Annotated in this window: 21 protein-coding genes; 16 read left to right on the top strand and 5 right to left on the bottom strand. The window is 71.0% G+C overall.

Features of this window, described 5'->3' with window-relative positions:
• The first annotated feature begins 8 nt into the window (after window positions 1-8).
• The gene (gene rimI, locus EV186_RS08770) at window positions 9-461 is read left to right on the top strand and encodes a ribosomal protein S18-alanine N-acetyltransferase (RefSeq protein ID WP_133848878.1); all 453 of its coding nucleotides are present in this window, start codon (window positions 9-11) and stop codon (window positions 459-461) included.
• On the opposite strand, the gene EV186_RS08775 is transcribed toward rimI, so the two are convergent.
• The 3 genes from EV186_RS08775 to EV186_RS08785 all read right to left on the bottom strand — a co-directional run bounded on the left by EV186_RS08775 (window position 431) and on the right by EV186_RS08785 (window position 3,871).
• Window positions 431-1,012 carry a GNAT family N-acetyltransferase gene (locus EV186_RS08775; RefSeq protein ID WP_133848487.1) on the bottom strand — a complete coding sequence of 194 codons (582 nt, stop codon included), beginning with the start codon at window positions 1,010-1,012 and terminating at the stop codon, window positions 431-433. The two genes, rimI and EV186_RS08775, sit on opposite strands and share 31 nt — an antisense overlap.
• 80 nt (window positions 1,013-1,092) lie before the next feature.
• Window positions 1,093-2,976, bottom strand: coding sequence for an N-acetylmuramoyl-L-alanine amidase (locus EV186_RS08780; RefSeq protein WP_133848488.1), 1,884 nt, complete (start codon window positions 2,974-2,976; stop codon window positions 1,093-1,095).
• 103 nt (window positions 2,977-3,079) lie between these two features.
• On the bottom strand, window positions 3,080-3,871 hold the full coding sequence (locus EV186_RS08785) for an SGNH/GDSL hydrolase family protein (protein WP_133848489.1): 792 nt from the start codon (window positions 3,869-3,871) through the stop codon (window positions 3,080-3,082).
• 147 nt (window positions 3,872-4,018) lie between these two features.
• On the opposite strand from EV186_RS08785, the gene EV186_RS08790 reads away from it, so the two are divergent.
• From EV186_RS08790 to groL, 8 genes are all read left to right on the top strand, one after another.
• Complete coding sequence (locus tag EV186_RS08790) at window positions 4,019-5,248, top strand: PucR family transcriptional regulator (protein ID WP_133848490.1); 1,230 nt, start codon at window positions 4,019-4,021, stop codon at window positions 5,246-5,248.
• A gap of 10 nt (window positions 5,249-5,258) precedes the next feature.
• Entirely contained in the window at window positions 5,259-6,170 is a 912-nt protein-coding gene (locus tag EV186_RS08795; RefSeq protein ID WP_133848491.1) for a patatin-like phospholipase family protein, read from the top strand.
• A 52-nt stretch (window positions 6,171-6,222) separates the two neighbouring features.
• A complete protein-coding gene (locus EV186_RS08800) occupies window positions 6,223-6,783 on the top strand; it encodes an HD domain-containing protein (RefSeq protein WP_133848492.1) in 561 nt (186 codons plus the stop codon).
• A 67-nt stretch (window positions 6,784-6,850) separates the two neighbouring features.
• Entirely contained in the window at window positions 6,851-7,081 is a 231-nt protein-coding gene (locus EV186_RS08805) for a hypothetical protein (protein ID WP_133848493.1), read from the top strand.
• The gene (locus tag EV186_RS08810) at window positions 7,078-7,608 is read left to right on the top strand and encodes a DUF6879 family protein (RefSeq protein WP_133848494.1); all 531 of its coding nucleotides are present in this window, start codon (window positions 7,078-7,080) and stop codon (window positions 7,606-7,608) included. The genes EV186_RS08805 and EV186_RS08810 overlap by 4 nt, the downstream gene beginning before the upstream one ends.
• Window positions 7,605-8,435 (top strand): helix-turn-helix domain-containing protein, encoded by an 831-nt coding sequence (locus EV186_RS08815; RefSeq protein ID WP_133848495.1) that lies wholly within the window; start codon window positions 7,605-7,607, stop codon window positions 8,433-8,435. The genes EV186_RS08810 and EV186_RS08815 overlap by 4 nt, the downstream gene beginning before the upstream one ends.
• Before the next feature lie 210 nt (window positions 8,436-8,645).
• Window positions 8,646-8,939, top strand: a complete 294-nt coding sequence (groES, locus tag EV186_RS08820; RefSeq protein WP_133848496.1) for a co-chaperone GroES — start codon at window positions 8,646-8,648, stop codon at window positions 8,937-8,939.
• Window positions 8,940-9,015: 76 nt separating this feature from the next.
• Window positions 9,016-10,656: a chaperonin GroEL gene (gene groL, locus EV186_RS08825; RefSeq protein WP_133848497.1), complete on the top strand. Its 1,641-nt coding sequence runs from the start codon at window positions 9,016-9,018 to the stop codon at window positions 10,654-10,656.
• 62 nt (window positions 10,657-10,718) lie between these two features.
• Here the strand turns inward: groL and EV186_RS08830 are convergent, their stop codons facing one another.
• Window positions 10,719-11,021 (bottom strand): WhiB family transcriptional regulator, encoded by a 303-nt coding sequence (locus tag EV186_RS08830; RefSeq protein ID WP_133848498.1) that lies wholly within the window; start codon window positions 11,019-11,021, stop codon window positions 10,719-10,721.
• 208 nt (window positions 11,022-11,229) lie between these two features.
• Here EV186_RS08830 and EV186_RS39850 point away from each other — a divergent pair, with 208 nt between their 5' ends.
• From EV186_RS39850 to EV186_RS08855, 5 genes are all read left to right on the top strand, one after another.
• On the top strand, window positions 11,230-12,375 hold the full coding sequence (locus tag EV186_RS39850; RefSeq protein WP_166659059.1) for a MerR family transcriptional regulator: 1,146 nt from the start codon (window positions 11,230-11,232) through the stop codon (window positions 12,373-12,375).
• Entirely contained in the window at window positions 12,365-13,264 is a 900-nt protein-coding gene (locus EV186_RS08840; RefSeq protein ID WP_133848499.1) for a hypothetical protein, read from the top strand. Before EV186_RS39850 ends, EV186_RS08840 begins: the two co-directional genes overlap by 11 nt.
• Before the next feature lie 30 nt (window positions 13,265-13,294).
• Window positions 13,295-13,891 (top strand): response regulator transcription factor, encoded by a 597-nt coding sequence (locus EV186_RS08845; protein ID WP_133848500.1) that lies wholly within the window; start codon window positions 13,295-13,297, stop codon window positions 13,889-13,891.
• A 233-nt stretch (window positions 13,892-14,124) separates the two neighbouring features.
• Complete coding sequence (locus EV186_RS08850; protein ID WP_133848501.1) at window positions 14,125-14,697, top strand: sigma-70 family RNA polymerase sigma factor; 573 nt, start codon at window positions 14,125-14,127, stop codon at window positions 14,695-14,697.
• Window positions 14,698-15,714 (top strand): anti-sigma-D factor RsdA, encoded by a 1,017-nt coding sequence (locus tag EV186_RS08855; RefSeq protein ID WP_133848502.1) that lies wholly within the window; start codon window positions 14,698-14,700, stop codon window positions 15,712-15,714.
• 219 nt (window positions 15,715-15,933) lie between these two features.
• On the opposite strand, the gene EV186_RS08860 is transcribed toward EV186_RS08855, so the two are convergent.
• Entirely contained in the window at window positions 15,934-16,323 is a 390-nt protein-coding gene (locus tag EV186_RS08860; protein WP_133848503.1) for a DUF5319 domain-containing protein, read from the bottom strand.
• Window positions 16,324-16,428: 105 nt separating this feature from the next.
• On the opposite strand from EV186_RS08860, the gene guaB reads away from it, so the two are divergent.
• On the top strand, window positions 16,429-17,940 hold the full coding sequence (gene guaB, locus EV186_RS08865; RefSeq protein ID WP_133848504.1) for an IMP dehydrogenase: 1,512 nt from the start codon (window positions 16,429-16,431) through the stop codon (window positions 17,938-17,940).
• A 46-nt stretch (window positions 17,941-17,986) separates the two neighbouring features.
• Window positions 17,987-19,120: a GuaB3 family IMP dehydrogenase-related protein gene (locus EV186_RS08870; protein ID WP_133848505.1), complete on the top strand. Its 1,134-nt coding sequence runs from the start codon at window positions 17,987-17,989 to the stop codon at window positions 19,118-19,120.

A 19,120-nucleotide genomic window follows, 5' to 3' on the forward strand; every position in this document is an offset into this window, starting at 1 on the left:
GCGGGGTGGTGACCGTGGAGCCGCTGCGGCGCGAGGACCTGGAGCGGTGCGTCGAGCTGGAGAAGGTGCTGTTCCCCGGCGAGGACCCCTGGCCGTTGCACGCGTTCCACGACGAGCTGGACGCGGGCTTCCCCTACTTCGGCGCGTACGCCGACGGGAACCTGGTCGGCTACGCGGGCATGGCCCTGATGGGCGGTGGCTCGTGGGCCGAGGCGGAGATCCACACGATCGGCGTCGACCCGGCGTGGCAGGGGCGAGGCATCGGTCGCGACCTGCTGCTCGGGTTGCTGGCCATCGCCGACGAGCACCACGCGCCGGTGTTCCTGGAGGTGCGTACCGACAACGTGGCGGCGATCGCGTTGTACGAGCGCCACGGGTTCGTGCGGACCGGCGTGCGCAAGCGCTACTACCAGCCCTCGGGCGCCGACGCCTACACGATGGCGCGCGAAGCCCGTCCCTGAACCCAGGTCGCCCTGGTGATCTCGTACTCGACCTCGCCGTGCTCGGCGCCGTCCGGGGCGTCCTCGTCAGAGCACGGGAAGGCCCGCACGAACCGCAGACCGAGCTTGCTCATCGTGGCCCGCGACGGCTCGTTGACCGCGAGGGTCTGCGCGAAGATCCGATCGAGCCTCACGTCCTCGAAGCCGTGGCGGATCAGCTCCCGCGCGCCCTCGGTGGCGAAGCCCTGGCGCCACCGGCGGCGCAGCAGGCGGTAGCCGAGGTCGGCCTCGCCCGCGACTTTCGGCTGGTCAGGCCCGTGCGGTGGCTGCAGCATCCACAGCCCGACGAACCCGTCGTCGGCGAAGCCCAGCCAGATCCCGAGCCCGGGCACCTCCTGCCCGCGCGCCAGCCGCCGCTGGTGCGCCCGCACGATGTCCGCACGCGCCGGCGGCCGGCGGTCGAGGTAACGCATGACCTCGGGATCGGAGTCCAGCTCGACCTCGAGGTCGAGGTGGTCGTCGGCGAGCGGCTCGAGGCGCAGCCGTTCCGTGCCCAGCGTCGGTTGACCCATGCGCTCGATCGTCGCAACGGGGGCAAACGAAAAAATGCCCCGTTCGGCAGCGCGGCCGAACGGGGCATCTTCGTTTGGGGCTACGGCGCGAACGACGGGATGACGTTCACATCGGCCGCGTTGACGTACGCGATCCGGTGGCCGAACTGGATCTGCAGGTACTTCGTCTGGCCCTTGATCACCTGGTGCGAAGCCGTGTCGAAGGTCGTCGAGTAGTAGTACTCGTCGGCCGCGGTCTGGCCCAGGACGTACCGCTGACCCGCGGGCAGCGTGTACTGCAGCGGCGTCACCGTCTGCACCGGGACGCCCGCCGGGTACGCCGACGCCTCCGGGTACGCGCGGCCGTAGACCGGGATGCTCGTCTTGCCCGCCTTCGGCGTGACGACGACACCCGAAGCCCACTTGGCGTCCGCGGTGTGGAACCAGCCCTTCTGGCCCAGGTACCAGATCGCCGTCCAGCCACCCTGGCGCCCGGCGACCGCGTACTGCTGGCCGGTCTCCGCGCGGCTCGAGTGGTCCGACAGCAACGTCGTGCCCGGGGTGCCGTCCGGGTGCAGACCGATGTCGGTCAGCATGGGCGCGCTGTCACTGGGCTGCGTGTGCAGGATGACCGACGTCGACCCGTGCGGGGCGCACTGCGCGGTCGGGTTGGCCGAGTCGCAACCGGTGAAGACCGGCTGGTTGGTCGCGTAGTCCGGGTCGATGGTCACCATGCGGGTGTGCACCGTGCCGTTCGCGCGGATCGGCGCGCCGAGCAGGTCCATGTAGTGGTCCCAGTCCCAGTACGGGCCCGGGTCCCAGTGCATGCCGCGCACGGTCGACGGGACGGTGCCGGGCACGTTGTCGTGGCCCAGGATGTGCGCGCGGTCCAGCGGGATGCCGTACTTCGCGGCCAGGTAGCGCACCAGCTTGGTGGAGCTGCGGTACAGCGCCTCGGTGTACCAGGTCGCATCGGCCGCGAAGCCCTCGTGCTCGATGCCGATGGACTTGGCGTTGACGTACCAGTTGCCGGCGTGCCAGGCCACGTCCTTGGTCGGCACATGCTGGGCGACGTGCCCGTCCGCCGAGCGGATCGTGTAGTGCCAGCTGACGTAGGTCGGGTCCTGCGCCAGGTTCATCACCGTGTTCCACGTGCCCTCGGTGTCGTGGATGATGATGTAGGTGATCTTCTGGCTGGTCGGCCGGTTCGCGAGGTCGTGGTTGCCGTAGTCCGTCGGGTCGGAGCTCAGGCTCTGGTACGGCGCGGGCACCGACTCACAGCCCAGATCGGTCGGGCACTCGGTGCCGGGGTCGTTCGCCGCAGCGGGCGACGCGGGCAGGTTCGGCACGGCGGCGAGCGTCACGCGCTGGCCGTCGTCGGTCGTGCGGGCCATGCCGGTGCGCAGCGTGCTGAACACCTCGTCGGCGAACTCGGTGTCGCCGTAGCGCGCGACCGCGCCGAACCACTGGGCCGGGTCGGTGCTGTGGTTGCCCTGGTAGTGCGCGAGCAAGGCGGCGCCACCGCGGATGTTCTGCCGTGGATCGGTGCGTAACGTCGCGGCGTCCACGCCGGTGAGCGACGCGGCCAGGTCCACGGTGTGCAGTGCGGGCGCCGACAGGTCCGGCGTCGACTGCCGCGCGGAGTTCGGTGCCGAGCGCTGCGGCCGGGCGGTGTCACCACGCGGGTCGTCCGCCGCTTCGGAGAACGCCGGCTTGTGCGCGGTGGCCGCCGTGGCATCGGTCAGGTGCATCGGGCCGTAGCCGCCGTCGGTGCTCGGCGTGCCGCCGTGGCTGTCCCAGCGGGACTCCAGGTACGACACGGCCATGAGCACGTTCTGCGGCACGCCGAACTCCTGCGCGGCCGACGCGAAGTCCTGCTGGCGGTGCTGGTCCGCAGGCGTGGCATCGGCCTGCGGCAGTGCGAGGGTGATGCCGGCGACCAAGCTGGCCGCGGCGACCACCGAGGTGCGGAACGGACGAGGCATCGGTTGGGCCTCCCGGGGGCGGGGATCAGACGAGAAGGCCACTCTTGCCGCCGGTCAGGCCCACGTCAATAGTTCCCGCGCCGGGGCGCTAGTCCGTGTGGACTTAACGGACAGCGCCGGCCGCAAGTGCTGCTCCGAATGCCGCCATGCCGCGTGCGTTCGGGTGCAGGGGCGCCGCGGGTGCCGTCGGGAGCAAGCCTTCCAGATAGCGCTCGTCCGGCGCCGCGCAGGTGTCGTGGCCGACGCTCGTCGCCGCGAAATCCACGTAGGACGCGCCGTGGGCGCGGGCCTGCGTCGCGATCACGTCGTTCAGCTCGCCCAGCGACGCCTGCAGGTAGTCGCCGTCGCGACCCCAGATCGGCTGGGTCGGCCAGCAGCCGCCCGTGCGGATGTAGGTGCCGTAGCCGGTGACCAGCACCTTCGCGTGCGGCGCGCGCCGGTGGATCTCGTCGAACGCCGCACCGAGCTTGGGCGCCAGCGCCTGCGCCGCCTCCGCGAGCCGGTCGTGCCCACCCGCGGTGAGCCGGTCCTCGCACGACAGGCCGACCGGCTCGGGCAGCAGGTTGACGCACGCGATGACCTGCCCGGCGATGCCGATGTCGTTCGCGCCGATGGTCACCGAGACCAGGTCGGTGCTCGGCTTGAGGGCGTCGTATTGCGGTGGCTCGAAGCCGAACTGGTGCCCGGCGAAGTCGCCGGTGGTCGCGCCCGAGCAGGTCACGTCGGTCAGCTCGGCACCAAGCGCGGCCGCGGCGACGTGCGGGTAGTCGTGGTCCGAACGCAGGCAGGCCAGGTTCGGGTCCTGGCCGGGGATCAGCGGGCCGGCCGCGGCGGAATCACCCATGGCCACGTACTCGAGTGTGTCCGCCTGCGCGGGCAGCGCCGGAACCACCATCGCGGCCACCGCTGCCGCACCAACAGCCAACCGGCGCATCCCCGACCTCCGTTATCTACTTCCGGGTACTGTGTTGCAACCTATGGTCCGGGTCACAGTGGCGTGCGTGAACTGGGACTTCTCCAGACATGCGGACGGGTGGTTGTGATGGCTCACAAGGAGCTCGCCTTCGGCGGCAAGCTGCTGCGCGACCTGCTCACGTCCGGGGCCGTCGAACTCGCCCACGCGGTGGTGGACCGGCTGGCCGCCAACCTGCCGGTTTACCGGGCGCTGCCCGCCGAGGAGCTCTCGGGCGACATCGTGACGGTCGCCAAGCGCTGCATCCGCCAGTTCGCCGACGTGCTGCACGACGGCGCGCTGCCCGAGCCGGGCGACCTGGCCGAGCTGCGTGAGTCGGCCGCCCGCCGGGCCGAGGAGGGTGTGCCGCTCGACGCCGTGCTGAGCGCGTACCACCTGGGTATCCGCGTCTGCCTGGACCTGGTCGTGCCGCATGCGGAGCCGGCCGATCTGCCCGCTGTGATCGAGACGCAGCGGCTGACCTTGGAGTACCTGCGGCTGGTGGCCGCGGCCGTGTCCGCCGGGTATTTCGACGTGCGGGGCGAGGAACAGGAGGCGCGGCAGTCGCTGTTCTCGGTGCTGCTCGACGGCGGCGATGCCGAGCAGGTCGCGACCCGCTCCGGTCTGCGCCTGCCCGCCGGTTACCTGGTGCTGGGGCTGGGCGTCGGCGTTCACCCGGACGAGCGGCGCGAGGGCATCGACCGCTCGGTGGCCGCGCGCCGCAAGGTCCGCAGGCTGCGCAACGCCCTCGAGCGCGCGACACCCGAGCGCGTGCTCGCCACCCTGTCGCCCGATGGCGGCATCGCATTGCTCGCGACGAAGACCGCGACCGAGCCGACACCGCAGGAGTGGACCGCGCTGGGTGAGCTGGTCGCCCGGCTCGCCAAGGCGGCGGGCACCGACGTGCTGGCCGCCGCGGTGCCCGCGCGCCCGGCCGGGGTGCAGGAGGCAGCGACGCTGGCGGGGGAGTTGCGTGCGGTGGCGTACGCGTTCGGGATGCGGTCGGGGCTCTACCGCCTCGACGACCTGACCGTGGAGTACCAGCTGACCAGGCCGGGCCCGGCGCGTGACCGGCTGGCGGCGCAGCTGGACCCGGTGCGGGACAAGCCGGAACTGCTCGGCACGCTGCGCGCGTACGTGTCGAGCGGGCTCAACCGGCGGGCGACGGCGACCGGTCTGCACGTGCACCCGAACACCGTGGACTACCGGCTGCGCAAGGTCGCCGCGCTGACCGGGCTGGACACGACGCGGCCCGCGGAGGTGCTGCGCGTGCGGGCCGCGCTGGCCGCCTTGGACGCGACCGTGCACGGCGTCGGTTAACGTCGGTCATGTGCATGCTGTGCTCGAGATCCTGCGCTCCCGCTTGGCTTCCGGGAGCAAACCGGGCGAACGGGACGACGATGCCCGCGTGGCGCTGGCGATCGAGGGTGGCGGGAGCCGAGGTGCGTACTCCAACGGCATGGCCGCCGTGGTGGACGAGCTCGGCCTGACCCCGTGCTTCGACGCGGTGTACGGCTCGTCGGCGGGGTCGCTGACCGGCGCGTGGCTGCTGGGCGGCCAGGTCCACTGGGGCGAGATCGGCTGGGGCGATCCGCGGGTCATGCGTGGCGTGACGAACCCGTGGCGCGGTTTGATGCTGGGTCCGGTGGTCGACACCGCGCACCTGGTGCACACCGTCTACGAGGCCGTGCCGATGAACTTCGACGCCATCGTGGCCAGCCCCATCGAGTTCCACCCCTTGGCGACGGCGGGGGACACGGGCGAGGTGTTCGACCTGTACAAGTCCATTGTGGACAAGCCGAGCCTGCAACGCTCCCTGCGCGCGTCGACGGGGTTGCCACTGCTGTCCGGCCGCCCGGTCCGGCTGGACGGCCGGATCATGCTGGACGCGGGGTTGATCGAACAGATCCCTTATCGCTCGGCGCTGGCCCAGGGCGCGACGCACGTCCTGGTCCTGCGCACCCGGGCGGCGGACGACCAGCCCGGTCCGCCGTCGCCGATGGAGAACCGGGTGGTGCTCAGGTACCTCAACCGCGTGGCGCCGGGTGCGGTGCCCGCGTGGCTGGGCCGGCTCGACCGCCACCGCGAGGACGAGAAGGTGCTGGCCGAACACCCGGGCGTGCTCCAGATCCGCCCGGCCGACGGCACACCCCACGTGAGCCGGTTGTCGAGGAACACCCGGCTGCTGGCCCGCGCGGTCGGCCTGGGCCGACACGCCGCGCGCCTTGTCTTGCAGTCTTGACTGTCCTATTCGGTCAGTTCGTCGCGTGCCGACCACTGGGAGATGAGCAGACGTGCCAGAGGATGCCGCGGCGCTCGCCGCTTTCGGCTATGAGCTGGGAGTGCTGAAGCGCATCCGCCGCGCCGGCTGGTGGCACGCGGGTGTGCGTGATCCCGAGTCGGTCGCCGAACACAGCATGCGGGTGGCGCAACTGGCCGCGATCCTGGCCGCCGAGGAAGGCGCCGACCCGGCTCGCGCCGCGTTGCTCGGGCTTTGGCACGACTCGCAAGAGACCCGAACCGGCGATCTTCCACACACGATCAGCGGGTACCTGACCAAACCCGAGCCGCGCCGGATCACCGCGGACCAGACGGCGAAGCTGCCTGAACGGACTCGGGACATGGTGCGCGGCGTCGTCGACGAGTACGAGGCACAGGAGACCGCCGAAGCATTGTGTGCCAAGGACGCTGACAAGCTGGAGATGCTCCTGCAGGCAGTCGAGTACCGCGACATCGGCGTGCACCGCGTCGACGGGTGGATCGACTCAGCCCGAAGGTCGCTGAAAACCATGACGGGACAGCGGGTCGCCGAGGCGGCCGTGACCCTTTCGCCGCTGACCTGGCGTGACCGCTGACCGTCCGCACCCGGTGGCTGGATGCGTCGTCCTAGCAGAGCTCGGCGACTTCGATCAGGGTGCAGTCGTGCAGTTCGCGCACGAGGTTGTGGGCGAGCGTCCACCGGATGCGGGAGTCGGTGAGGGCGATCAGTTCGTCCCCGATGACTTGCGGGACCAGGCCTTCCAGGGTGCGAAGGTGATCGACCCCGAAGCGATCGCGGTCTTGCGTGCGCGTGGGTTGCCGGATCACGAGACCGCCGTCGAGATCCCGGCGGCGCTGTTGGACTTCGTGCCTCCCCCGAGCGGGCGGGCGTGACCCGACTGCACTTCGCCATCGAGGACTTCGCCGCGCTGTTCGACACGGTGCGGCGATCCTCGTGGCGCTGGGAGTGTCAGGGCTTCTACGCCATCGATGCCGGAGAACTCGACTCCTGGCTGGCCGGCGAGGCGGTTCCCAGCACGGCGGAAGACGAAGCCTGGGAGGAGTACGTCAGGGGCCTGCGTGCGGCAGGCATCCCGTTCGAGCGGCTGAGGGTCCTCGCGGATCCGCCTACTGATTACGAGCGCTGGATGCTCGCCGTGACCGACCGCAGCTTGGACATCGGCGAGGACGTCCGTTGGGTGGATCGTTCGGTGGTCGCCCGGCTCGGCGACGCTCCGGCCTACGACTACTACATCTTCGACGACGACCGGGTGCTCCTCCTCGAGTTCGATGACGTCAAGAACCTCACCGGCCTGGTGCTCGACGATGGGCCGGACGTGGTGGCCCGCCACCAACGGTGGCGTGACATCGTGTGGCCGCACGCAGTTCCGCACGTCGAGATGGTGAATGCCAGGAAGTGAGCATCGACAAGCGCCAGCTGCGGTTCGGCGATGCCTTGCGCCGGCTCCGCGCCGAGGCCGGCTACCGCACCGGCAAGGATTTCGCTGAGCGCATCGGCTGGCAGACCTCGAAGGTCTCCCGGTTGGAGAAGGGCCGGACGCTGCCTGCCGACTCGGATGTCGTCGCGTGGGTGGAAGCCGTGGGCGCGGATGCCGACACAGCCGCGGAGCTGCGCAACGAACTCGCCGAACTCCGCCTGGAACGGGACCGCTGGAAATCGCAGCTGCGCCTCGGGCACGCCGATCGGCAGCGCCGGGAAGCGGTCGCCGAAGGGGACGCCTCCCGCATCGTCACCGTCGAGTACTTCCTGGTGCCTGGTCTGGTGCAGACCGCCGACTACGCCCGCGCCGTCTTCTCCCTGGCCGCTGAGATGCACGAAAGCCTGAACGACGCCGACCAGGCCGTGCGTGAACGAGTGCGTCGGCAGGAAGTCCTCTATGACCCCGGCAAGGTCGTCGAGGTCCTCATCGGCGAGTCCGCACTGCGCTATCCGCCCGTTCCCGTCGCGGTCAACCGGGCCCAGATCGATCGGCTCATCACGCTGAGCGGACTCCCGAACCTCCGCCTCGGCGTCATCCCGCTCGACGTGCCGCTGCCGACGATCACCATGCACGGCTACACCATCCTCGACGACACCGTGGTGGTCGAGATCAACCACACCGAGGTCGTCGCGACCGATCCGGAGGACGTGGGCTTGTACGACCAGATCACTTCGGCGCTGTGGCGGATCGCGGCCGAGGGTGACGCCGCCCGAGCCGTTCTGGCGAACGTCGCTCGCCCCAGGTAGCGGGCTGTCTCTTAATGAGACGAGCTCACACGGCCACCCGGTTGAAGGGCTAGCACTCGCGTGGGTAGAGTGCCAGATGTACGACCACCGCACCGCCCCGGCACCCGCGACGGCGGGGTGGCAGGGAGTCGTTCGCACCGCCCGGGCTCTGCCCCAGCGGTGCACACGTAACCACTGCCGACGCTTTCGAAGACCGTGGAGGTCACACCGGTGAGCGTGAACATCAAGCCGCTCGAGGACAAGATCCTCGTCCAGGCGAGCGAGGCGGAGGCCACCACGGCGTCCGGCCTCGTCATCCCGGACACCGCCAAGGAGAAGCCCCAGGAGGGCAAGGTCCTGGCGGTCGGCCCCGGGCGCATCGACGACAAGGGCAACCGCGTCCCCATGGACGTGGCTGTCGGCGACGTCGTCATCTACTCCAAGTACGGCGGCACCGAAGTCAAGTACGACGGCGAGGAGTACTTGATCCTCTCCGCCCGCGACGTTCTGGCTGTCATCAACTGACGATCGGCTCGAACAAGCGCGAACGCCCCGGCGGCCCCTCGGGGCACCCGGGGCGTTCGGCATAGGAGAGGACTCAATGCCCAAGCAGATCAGTTTCGACGAGGACGCTCGTCGGGCGCTCGAGCGCGGGGTGAACAAGCTCGCCAACGCGGTCAAGGTCACCCTTGGCCCGCGCGGGCGCCACGTCGTGCTCGCCAAGAAGTTCGGCGGTCCGACCGTCACCAACGACGGCGTGACCATCGCGCGTGAGATCGAACTGGACGACTCGTTCGAGAACCTCGGCGCGCAGCTGGCGAAGGCCGTCGCCACGAAGACCAGCGACGTCGCCGGCGACGGCACCACCACCGCCACCGTGCTCGCCCAGGCCCTGGTCAAGGTCGGCCTGCGCAACGTCGCGGCCGGCGCCAACCCGATGGCCCTCGGCCTCGGCATCCAGGCCGCCGCGGACGCGGTGGTCGAGGAGCTCAAGGCCAAGGCCACCCCGGTCAAGGGCCGCGACAACATCGCCCAGGTCGGCACCGTCGCCTCCCGCGACTCCTCGATCGGCGCGCTGCTCGGCGAGGCCATCGAGAAGGTCGGCGACGACGGCGTGATCACCGTGGAGGAGTCCTCCACGATGGCCACCGAGCTGGTGATCACCGAAGGCCTGCAGTTCGACAAGGGCTGGCTCTCCGCGCACTTCGTCACCGACGGGGAACGCCAGGAAGCCGTGCTCGAGGACGCCTACGTCCTGCTGCACCGCGAGAAGATCTCGGCCCTGGCCGACTTCCTCCCGCTGCTGGAGCAGATCGCGCAGTCCGGCAAGCCGCTGCTGATCATCGCCGAGGACGTCGACGGTGAGGCGCTGTCCACCCTGGTGGTCAACGCCCTGCGCAAGACGATCAAGGCGGTCGCGGTCAAGTCGCCGTTCTTCGGTGACCGCCGCAAGGCGTTCATGGACGACCTGGCCACCGTCACCGGCGGCACCGTCGTCGCGGCCGAGGTGGGCCTCAAGCTCGCCGAAGCCGGTCTCGACGTGCTGGGCACCGTCCGGCGCGCCGTGATCACCAAGGACGACACCACGCTGGTCGACGGCGGCGGCTCGAAGGACGACGTCGCCGGCCGCCAGGAGCAGATCCGCAAGGAGATCGAGGCGGCGGACTCCGACTGGGACCGCGAGAAGCTGCAGGAGCGGCTGGCCAAGCTCTCCGGTGGCGTCGCGGTCATCAAGGTCGGCGCGGCCACCGAGACCGAGCTCGCGGAGCGCAAGCACCGCATCGAGGACGCGGTCGCGGCCACCCGTGCGGCGGTCGAGGAGGGCATCGTGCCCGGCGGCGGTTCGGCGCTGGTGCACGCGGCCAAGAAGCTCGAGGACAACCTCGGTCTCACCGGCGACGAGGCACTCGGTGTCGCGATCGTGCGTGAGGCGCTCACGGCTCCGCTGCACTGGATCGCCGCCAACGGCGGCATGGAAGGCGCGGTCGTCGTCTCCAAGGTCCGGGAGCTGCCCTGGGGCCAGGGCTTCAACGCGGCCAAGCTGCAGTACGGCGACCTGCTCGCCGACGGCGTGGTCGACCCGGTGAAGGTGACCCGCTCCGCGGTCGCCAACGCCGCGTCCATCGCGCGGATCCTGCTGACCACGGAGAGCGCCGTGGTGGAGAAGAAGGAAGAGGACCCCGAGGACGCGGGCCACGGTCATGGCCACGGCCATGGGCACGGCCACGGCCCGGGCTTCTGAGCCGGTAGCCGGATACGACGAAGGGCGGTCCGCTGGACCGCCCTTCGTCGTGTCTTGGTGGCTCAGCGTGTGCTGACGGCGAGCTCCCGCTTGTCGCGCTTGATCAACGCTTCCCGCTCGGATTCCGACATGCCTCCCCAGATGCCGTAGGGCTCGTGCACGGCGAGTGCGTGCTCGCGGCAGAGCCGCAGCACCGGGCACGACTGGCAGATCGCCTTCGCGCGGGCCTCGCGCCGCGCCCGGGCCGGACCGCGTTCACCGTCGGGGTGGAAGAAGAAGGCGCTGTCCATGCCCCGGCACGAACCCTCCAACTGCCAATCCCAGATGTCTGCGTTCGGGCCGGGAAGCCTGCGTGTGTCTGCCATCAGGTGACCGCCTCTCTGGCACGAATGCGGGAAGTCAATACTCCATTCGGTGCAGCAGCGCCCACGCTAGAACCGCGCCAATGCTTGTTCAAGGGTGATCCAGTTGGATCTTCGGCAATTCACCCGCTCGGCGACCCCGCGCCACCCAGAGTGGTCGGTGTTCCCAGTTGCTGACCACGGGGAGTCATCCCAACATGGTCAGGTGGCGATGAGGCCGATATCCGCGACGGGACAGGCGCAGCCCGCCGACGATCCCGAGGATCCCGACGACCCCGGGAACCCCGGCGGCTCCGCAGACCCGGGCGGCTCCGGGGATGCCGAGCCGACGCTGCCGGTCGCCGCGGTCGCCCGGCGGCTGGGCATCGCGCCGGCCACCCTGCGCACGTGGGACCGCCGCTACGGCGTCGGCCCGAGCGGTCACACCACCGGGCGGCACCGCCGGTACGCGCCGGCCGACATCGCCCGCCTCGAACTGATGCAGCGCGCGCTGTTGCGTGGCGCCTCACCCGCCGAGGCCGCCGAGTACGCCCTGCGGGCCACGGGCAACGGCGAACCCTCGGTCGTGGTCGACGCGCCGGTCCACACGGGCAACGGCGGGTTCGGCCCGGAACTGGAGTCGGCCATCTCCGCGACCGTCGCCGAGGTGGAGTCGGCGGGGCCGGTGCCCCGGCCCGAGTTCGACCAGCTCGGCCACGGTTCGGCCCGCGCGGGTGGGCGGGTGCTGCGGCTGCCCGGCGGCTCGCCACGGGCCCGGGGCCTCGGCCGGGCGGCCCTGGCCATGGACGCGCTCGGCGTGCAGCGGCTGATCGCCGACAGCATCGCGGAGCTCGGCGTCGTCGCGGTCTGGGACGAGATGATCCGGCCGGTGCTCGGCGCGGTGGCCGCGCGCTGGGCCCAGACCGGCGAGTGCGTCGAGGTCGAGCACCTGGTCCACGAGTGCACGCTGGCCGCGATGATCGGGGCGACGCCGTTGGTCGCCGCGCCGCGCAACCCGCGGCTGGTGCTGCTCGCGTGCGTGCCCGGGGAAGGGCACAGCCTGCCGCTCTACCCGTTGCGTGCCGCGCTGGCGCTGCGGTCGCTGGCCACCCAGCTCCTCGGCGCCGCCCTGCCGAGCAGCGCGCTGGCCGCGGCCGTGCGCCGGACCGCGCCCGCCGCGGTCGGCCTGTGGTCGCAGTTGCCGCGCACCGCCGACCCCGGCGTGTTCGACCGCGTGCCGCGCACGCGCCAGCACGTCCGGCTGTTCGCGATCGGGCCCGGCTGGGCCGGCGTGGAGCTGCCCAACACGGTCGAGCGGGCCGAAGGCCTGGGCGCGGCCGTGGACCTGATGGAAGCGGCGGCCGTCGTTGGCCGCTGACCTCCACGACATCGCGTTCGGTGCCGACCCGGGTGCGCCGGTGCCGCCCGCGCACACGCCACGCGAGCGCTGGCTCGCCGGGGTCGCGCTCGGCGGGCAGGGCCACTACGCCGCCGCCACGGCGCTGCTCGCCCCGCTGGCCAGCACCGCCGGTCCGGTCGCCGCCCTGGCCGGAGCGGCGCTGGCCTCGCACCGGCGCCAGCTCGGCGGGCACGCCGCCGCGCGTCGGCTCGACGGCCGCGCTCTCCTGTTACTGGGAGAAGACGAACAAGCCCGCTCGGACGTCCTGCTCGGCCTCGCCGCCGACGCGCTCGGCCTCGGGCTGACCCGCCAAGCGCATGCCCTGCTCGACCGCGCCGCCGGCCTGACCGGCTGGCGCCACGAACTGCGGCACGACTGGGTCACCGCCGAAGTCCTGCTCGCCGAAGGCCGGGCCGCACAAGCCGTGGCCCCCGCCGAGCGGGCCGCCGAACGCGCTCTGGCGTGCGATTCCGTGCGCCACCAGGTCAAGGCCGACCTGGTCCTCGCGGCCGCCTTGGCAACGGCAAGTGACCCTTCGCAACGCCCGATCGGCCTCTTGCAGTCGGTGGTCGCGAGAGCCCAAGATCATGGCTTGGCACCGTTGGTCTGGCCGAGCGCCCTGTTGCTCGCCGAGCTGGACCCGGACGGCGCCGCCACACATCGGATGACCGGCTGGGCCGCGCTGCACGCTGTGTTACACCGCACAGATCCCATCGGCAGGCGGATCGCTGAAGCCTCTCCGTGGGTGCCTACCAGGGCCATGCACTCTCTGGAACCACCGATGGCGGCATCCGGGCGAACGAGTTCTGAAGAATTACCACCAGATCGTGTCAAGGTTCGGGCCCCGGCGTCCGATAAGGGGACATAGAACGTCACTCGGCTGCAGGAAGGGGTCCCCGTGACGACGGTCTTGATCTGCGACGACCGGCGGAGCGTGCGGGAAGGTCTCACGCGCGTCATGTCCGCCGTCCCCGGTGTCAGTCGCATCGACTGCGTAGCGCACGGTGACGAGCTGCTCGCCCGCTTCTCCCGTCAGGCGTCGGACGTCGTGCTGGTCGGTACCCAGCGCGCCGTGCCCACCGGCGTCGAGGCCACCAGGCGACTGGTGTCCGCCAACCCGCAAGCGAACGTGATCGTGTTCGGCGCACCGGACGACGCGGGCAGCATCGCTGCCGCGATCGCCGGCGGCGCTCGCGGTTACCTGCGCTGGGACGCCTCGCGTCCCGAGCTGGTCGCCGCACTCGCGCACACGCTCGCGAGCACATCGGTGCCCGCGCCCCGCCAGCCCTCCGACCCCGGTGTCCAGCTCACCGACCGGGAGTTGCAGGTGCTGCGGGGCATGAGCCAGGGGAAGAGCAACGGGCAGATCGGTCGCGAACTGTATCTCTCGGAAGACACCGTCAAGACGCACGCGCGCCGGCTGTTCCGCAAGCTCGGCGTGCGCGACCGGGCACAGGCCGTGGCACACGGCTTCCGCCGCGGTCTCGTTTCCTGAACGAACAGCAGGTATCAACCGAAAGGCCCGAGGACATGCCCTCGGGCCACTTGGTTTTCCACCCCGACCGACCTATGGTCGGTCCGGTTCGCTGTTCGGCCGTGTCCGCTCGAAGGCGGAGCTCCGCACAACCGGTACGGTGGGGGTTCAAGTGCGCCCGTGGTCCTGACCTCGGTGCGTGACCACTTGTTGGCCGTTCGTACGGACTAGTAACACCAGGGCTGCTGTTTGCGATGACTTCAGTGGGGGACGGACTGGACGCTATGGTCGGCGACGCCGTCGAGGGAGATCCTCGAGCGGTGGAGCGGGTGCTGGCTTCCATTCGTCCTCTTGTGGTGCGGTATTGCCGCGCCCGGGTCGGCAGGCAGGAACGATCCTTCGCTTCGGCGGACGACGTGGCCCAGGAGGTGTGTCTCGCGGTGCTCACCGCACTGCCCAGCTACCGCGACCAAGGACGGCCGTTCCTCGCGTTCGTCTACGGCATCGCGGCGCACAAAGTGGCCGATGCCCATCGGGCTTCGGCGCGCAACCGCGCCGAGCCCGTCGCCGAAGTGCCCGACGAGCCCGAGACCGAAGCCGGTCCCGAGCAGCGGGCCATGCAGGGTGAGCTGAGCAGGCAGATGACCGATCTGATGCAGGTGCTGCCCGACAAGCAGCGCGAGATCGTGATGCTCCGGGTGGTGGTCGGACTGTCCGCCGAGGAGACGGCCGAGGCCGTCGGCTCGACGCCGGGCGCGGTCCGGGTGGCCCAGCACCGCGCTCTGGCGAGGTTACGCAAGACTCTGTCCGCGGAGGAGGTGGTCTGAGTGGCGGATCAGCAAGGACGGGACGGGCGTGAGTGGCTCGACTCGGTGGCGCACGGTTTCGACCACGACGACGACCTCTTGCCAGGTCGGTTGCACGACGACCTGATGGACGCGGAAGCCGTCGACCTGGCGATGGTCCACGCCGACGACGCCCTGCTCGACGCACTGGCCGGCCTTTCGGGTGAGGACCTCGACGCGTCCCTCGAATCGGACCTGGCCGAAGACGACTTGAACAAGCTCTTGCTGTCGTGGCGTGCCGACGTCGAGTCGGAACCCATGACCGAGATGGTCGACACCGACACCGCGGTCGCGCTGGTCCAGTCGGCGCGGTTGCGCCGCCGGCACCGCCCGCGGCTGCTGGTTCCCGTGGCCGCGGCGGCCGCGGTCCTGGCCGTGTCCTTCACCGGCGTCGGCTTGGCCGCTCGTGACGCCCAGCCCGGCAGCCCGCTGTGGGGCCTGACCAGGGTGCTGTACGCCGACCACGCCCGTTCGGTCGAGGCGGCGGCCTCCGCCCGCCAGGACCTGGCGGACGCGAAGGTCGCGCTGAAGACCGGCAACGTGAACGCGGCGGCCTCGGCGTTGAACAACGCCAAGCAGGAACTGCCCGCGGTCTCGCCGGAGGACGGCCGCGACGACCTGGTGGCCGAGCACGAGCAGCTGCTCGCGCAGATCCCGCCGCCCTCGGGTGGCACCACGACGATCACCATCCCGGTCCCGCCCTCGGCGACCGGCACGACCACGACGCCCACCGCGCCGAGCTCGCCGTCGGGCAGCGTGACCGAGGACCCGACGTCACCGAGCACGCCGCCGTCGGACACCACCCAGCCCACGGAGCCGACCACGCAACCGCCGCCGTCGAGCACCACGGACGGCACCGGCAGCAGCCCCCGCGACGACCCGTCCGGAGATGGCACCGGCACCACCGGAGATGGTGTGAGCAGCAACGGCATCACCGGCGACACCCAGAGCGGGAACGTCGACCCGGGCTCCGAGCAGACGACGTCGTCCGGCGGTTGAGCACCCCCGCACACGACGAAGAACCCCTCCCGCCACCCGGCCGGAGGGGTTCTTCGCATCTGAACAGCACTTTTTGAACAGTTATCCACAGGTCGGGTGGTTGTCCACAGATCCAGCCGGAACCCCGTTGACCAGCCAAAACGCGATAGACTGGCCTCGGGGCGGCCCCCGGGTCGGGTGGGGTTTACCTACGCGAGGGTCCAGCCGACGCGAGGGCGCTCAGCGCGCGCTTTCCGTGGCCGTCACCCCGTCGGCGAACCCACGGCAGTACTCCCAGCTCACGTACGCCGCCGGGTTGGGGTCGAAGGCCGGCTCGTGCGGCCGCATCCGCCCGTCGGCCAGCAGCTGCTCCAGCGACGCCCGCAGCAACTCCCAGTCGTGGTAGTGCGGCTGCTCGCAGTCGCCGCAGTCCACCACCACGCCGCGCACCCCGCGCGGCTCCAACAACGCCTGGTACACCGCGAGATCGGACAGGTCGTTGAGCAACTCGTTGCGGTCGAGCTCGCTCAGCTCTTCCGCCGGCTCGTCTTCCGGGTGCTCGGGGAGGGCGCGGGCGGGGTCGTCCGGGTCCTGCGCGAACGGGTCTGGGGGCAGCGCGTCGTGCGGCACGGACACGCACGGTACCCGGCTGCCGCACGCTCGTGCCCGGATACCATGGGTGAAACCCCCCGAACTCGTTCTCCCGCGCACCCGTCGGAAGGTCTGACAACCGCCATGACCAGCGAAATCAACGCTGATGGAGTTCCGCCGAAGTTCGCGACACTCGGCTTGACCTTCGACGATGTCTTGCTGCTTCCGGCCCAGTCGGACGTGATTCCCAGCACTGTCGACACCGGCACGCGGATCTCCAAGAACGTCAAGCTCCGCATCCCCGTCGCCTCGGCCGCGATGGACACGGTCACCGAGGCGCGGATGGCCATCGCCATGGCCCGCCAGGGCGGCATCGGCATCCTGCAGCGCAACCTGTCCATCGAGGAGCAGGCCCGCCAGGCCGAGACGGTCAAGCGCTCCGAGGCCGGCATGGTCACCGACCCGATCACGTGCTCGCCCACCGACACCCTCGCCGAGGTGGACGCGCTGTGCGCGCGCTACCGCATCTCCGGCGTCCCGGTCACCGACGCCGAGGGCAAGCTCATCGGCATCATCACCAACCGCGACATGCGCTTCGAGGTCGACCACACCCGCCAGGTCAGCGAGGTCATGACCCAGGGCCCGCTGGTCACCGCGCAGGTCGGCGTCTCCGCCGAGGCCGCGCTGGGCCTGCTGCGCCGCCACAAGATCGAGAAGCTGCCGATCGTCGACGGCGCCGGCAAGCTGCGCGGCCTGATCACGGTCAAGGACTTCGTCAAGACCGAGCAGTACCCCAACGCCACCAAGGACCCCGACGGCCGGCTGATCTGCGGCGCCGCGGTCGGCGTCGGCGACGACGGCTACAAGCGCGCGATGACCTTGGTCGAGGCGGGCGTGGACGTCCTCATGGTCGACACCGCGCACGGCCACTCCCGGGCGGTGCTCGACATCATCGCCCGGATCAAGCGCGAGCTGGGCGAGACCGTCGACGTGGTCGGCGGCAACGTCGCCACCCGCGCCGGGGCCCAGGCCCTGATCGACGCGGGCGCGGACGGCGTGAAGGTCGGCGTCGGCCCCGGCTCGATCTGCACCACGCGCGTCGTCGCCGGCGTCGGCGTGCCGCAGATCACCGCCATCTACGAGGCGTCGCTGGCGTGCGGTCCCGCCGACGTCCCGCTGATCGCCGACGGCGGCATCCAGTACTCCGGCGACATCGCCAAGGCCATCGCCGCGGGCGCCGACGCGGTCATGCTCGGCAGCCTGCTGGCCGGCACGGCCGAGGCCCCCGGCGACCTGATCCTGGTGTCCGGCAAGCAGTACAAGAGCTACCGGGGCATGGGTTCGCTCGGCGCGATGCAGTCGCGCGGCGAGGCCAAGTCCTACTCCAAGGACCGCTACGCCCAGGACGACGTGCTCTCCGACGACAAGCTGGTGCCCGAAGGCATCGAGGGCCGGGTCCCGTTCCGCGGCCCGCTGGCCGAGGTCGTCTTCCAGCTGGTCGGTGGCCTGCGTGCGGGCATGGGGTTCACGGGGTCGAGCACGATCAAGGAACTCCAGCAGGCCCAGCTGGTCCGCATCACCGCGGCAGGCCTGAAGGAGAGCCACCCCCACGACATCACCATGACGGTCGAGGCCCCCAACTACACAACGCACTGACGGGTACGCTCGCCCACGGCTTTGACGTGGTGAGAGGACGGTTGACGTGCGGGACCTGGTCGACATCGGGATGGGCCGGACGGCGCGGCGCGCGTTCGGGCTCGACGACATCGAGATCGTGCCGTCCCGCCGCACCCGCTCCTCCAAGGACGTCTCGACCGCGTGGCAGATCGACGCGTACCGGTTCGACATCCCCTTGGTCACCCACCCGACCGACGCGATCGTCTCGCCGCGCACCGCGGTCGCGGTCGGCGAGCTCGGCGGCATGGGCGTGCTCAACGCCGAAGGCCTGTGGGCCCGCCAGGAGAACGTCGAGGAGGCGCTCCTGCGGGTCATCGAGGCGGCCGACGAGTCCGACGATCCGGCCGCCATGGTCAAGGTGTTGCAGGACCTGCACGCCCAGCCGATCCGGATGGACCTGATCGCCGAGGCGGTCAAGCAGGTCCGCGAGTCCGGCGTGACCGTGGCCGTGCGCGTGAGCCCCCAGCGGGCCGCCGAGCTGACCCCGGACCTGCTGGCCGCGGGCGTGGAGATCCTGGTCGTGCAGGGCACGATCGTCTCCGCCGAGCACGTGGCCCGCGACGGCGAACCGTTGAACCTCAAGAGCTTCATCGCCGACCTCGACGTCCCGGTGATCGCCGGCGGCGTCGGCGACTACCGCACCGCGATGCACCTGATGCGCACGGGCGCGGCCGGCGTGATCGTCGGCTACGGCTACAGCGAGGGCGTCACCTCGACGCACTCCGTGCTGGGCATCGGCGTCCCGATGGCCACCGCGATCGTCGACGCCGCCGCCGCGCGCCGGGACTACCTCGACGAGACCGGTGGCCGGTACGTGCACGTGATCGCCGACGGCGGCGTGCGCACCAGCGGCGACATCGCCAAGTCGATCGGCTGCGGCGCGGACGCGGTCATGCTGGGCGCGCCGCTCGCGGCAGCCACCGAGGCACCCGGTCAGGGCCTGTACTGGACGGCGGCGGCCGCGCACCCGTCGGTGCCGCGCAGCCGGGTCACCACCGGCGCGGAGCTCGAGGCGGACCTGCGCACGCTGCTGTTCGGCCCGTCGACCGACCCCGACGGGCTGACCAACCTCTTCGGCGGGCTCAAGCGGGCCATGGCCAAGACCGGGTACTCCGACCTCAAGGAGTTCCAGAAGGTCGGCCTCACCGTGCGCGGTTGA

Origin of the sequence: Labedaea rhizosphaerae, assembly GCF_004362825.1 — a bacterium.
Taxonomy (GTDB): domain Bacteria; phylum Actinomycetota; class Actinomycetes; order Mycobacteriales; family Pseudonocardiaceae; genus Labedaea; species Labedaea rhizosphaerae.

Excerpts from the sequence above, each read along its gene's own strand:
- EV186_RS08775 (WP_133848487.1), bottom strand. The coding sequence starts at position 1,012 with ATGGGTCAACCGACGCTGGGCACGGAACGGCTGCGCCTCGAGCCGCTC.
- guaB (WP_133848504.1), top strand. The coding sequence starts at position 16,429 with ATGACCAGCGAAATCAACGCTGATGGAGTTCCGCCGAAGTTCGCGACA.
- EV186_RS39850 (WP_166659059.1), top strand. The coding sequence starts at position 11,230 with ATGAGGCCGATATCCGCGACGGGACAGGCGCAGCCCGCCGACGATCCC.
- EV186_RS08790 (WP_133848490.1), top strand. The coding sequence starts at position 4,019 with ATGGCTCACAAGGAGCTCGCCTTCGGCGGCAAGCTGCTGCGCGACCTG.
- EV186_RS08830 (WP_133848498.1), bottom strand. The coding sequence starts at position 11,021 with ATGGCAGACACACGCAGGCTTCCCGGCCCGAACGCAGACATCTGGGAT.
- EV186_RS08785 (WP_133848489.1), bottom strand. The coding sequence starts at position 3,871 with ATGGTGGTTCCGGCGCTGCCCGCGCAGGCGGACACACTCGAGTACGTG.
- EV186_RS08850 (WP_133848501.1), top strand. The coding sequence starts at position 14,125 with ATGACTTCAGTGGGGGACGGACTGGACGCTATGGTCGGCGACGCCGTC.
- EV186_RS08780 (WP_133848488.1), bottom strand. The coding sequence starts at position 2,976 with ATGCCTCGTCCGTTCCGCACCTCGGTGGTCGCCGCGGCCAGCTTGGTC.
- groL (WP_133848497.1), top strand. The coding sequence starts at position 9,016 with ATGCCCAAGCAGATCAGTTTCGACGAGGACGCTCGTCGGGCGCTCGAG.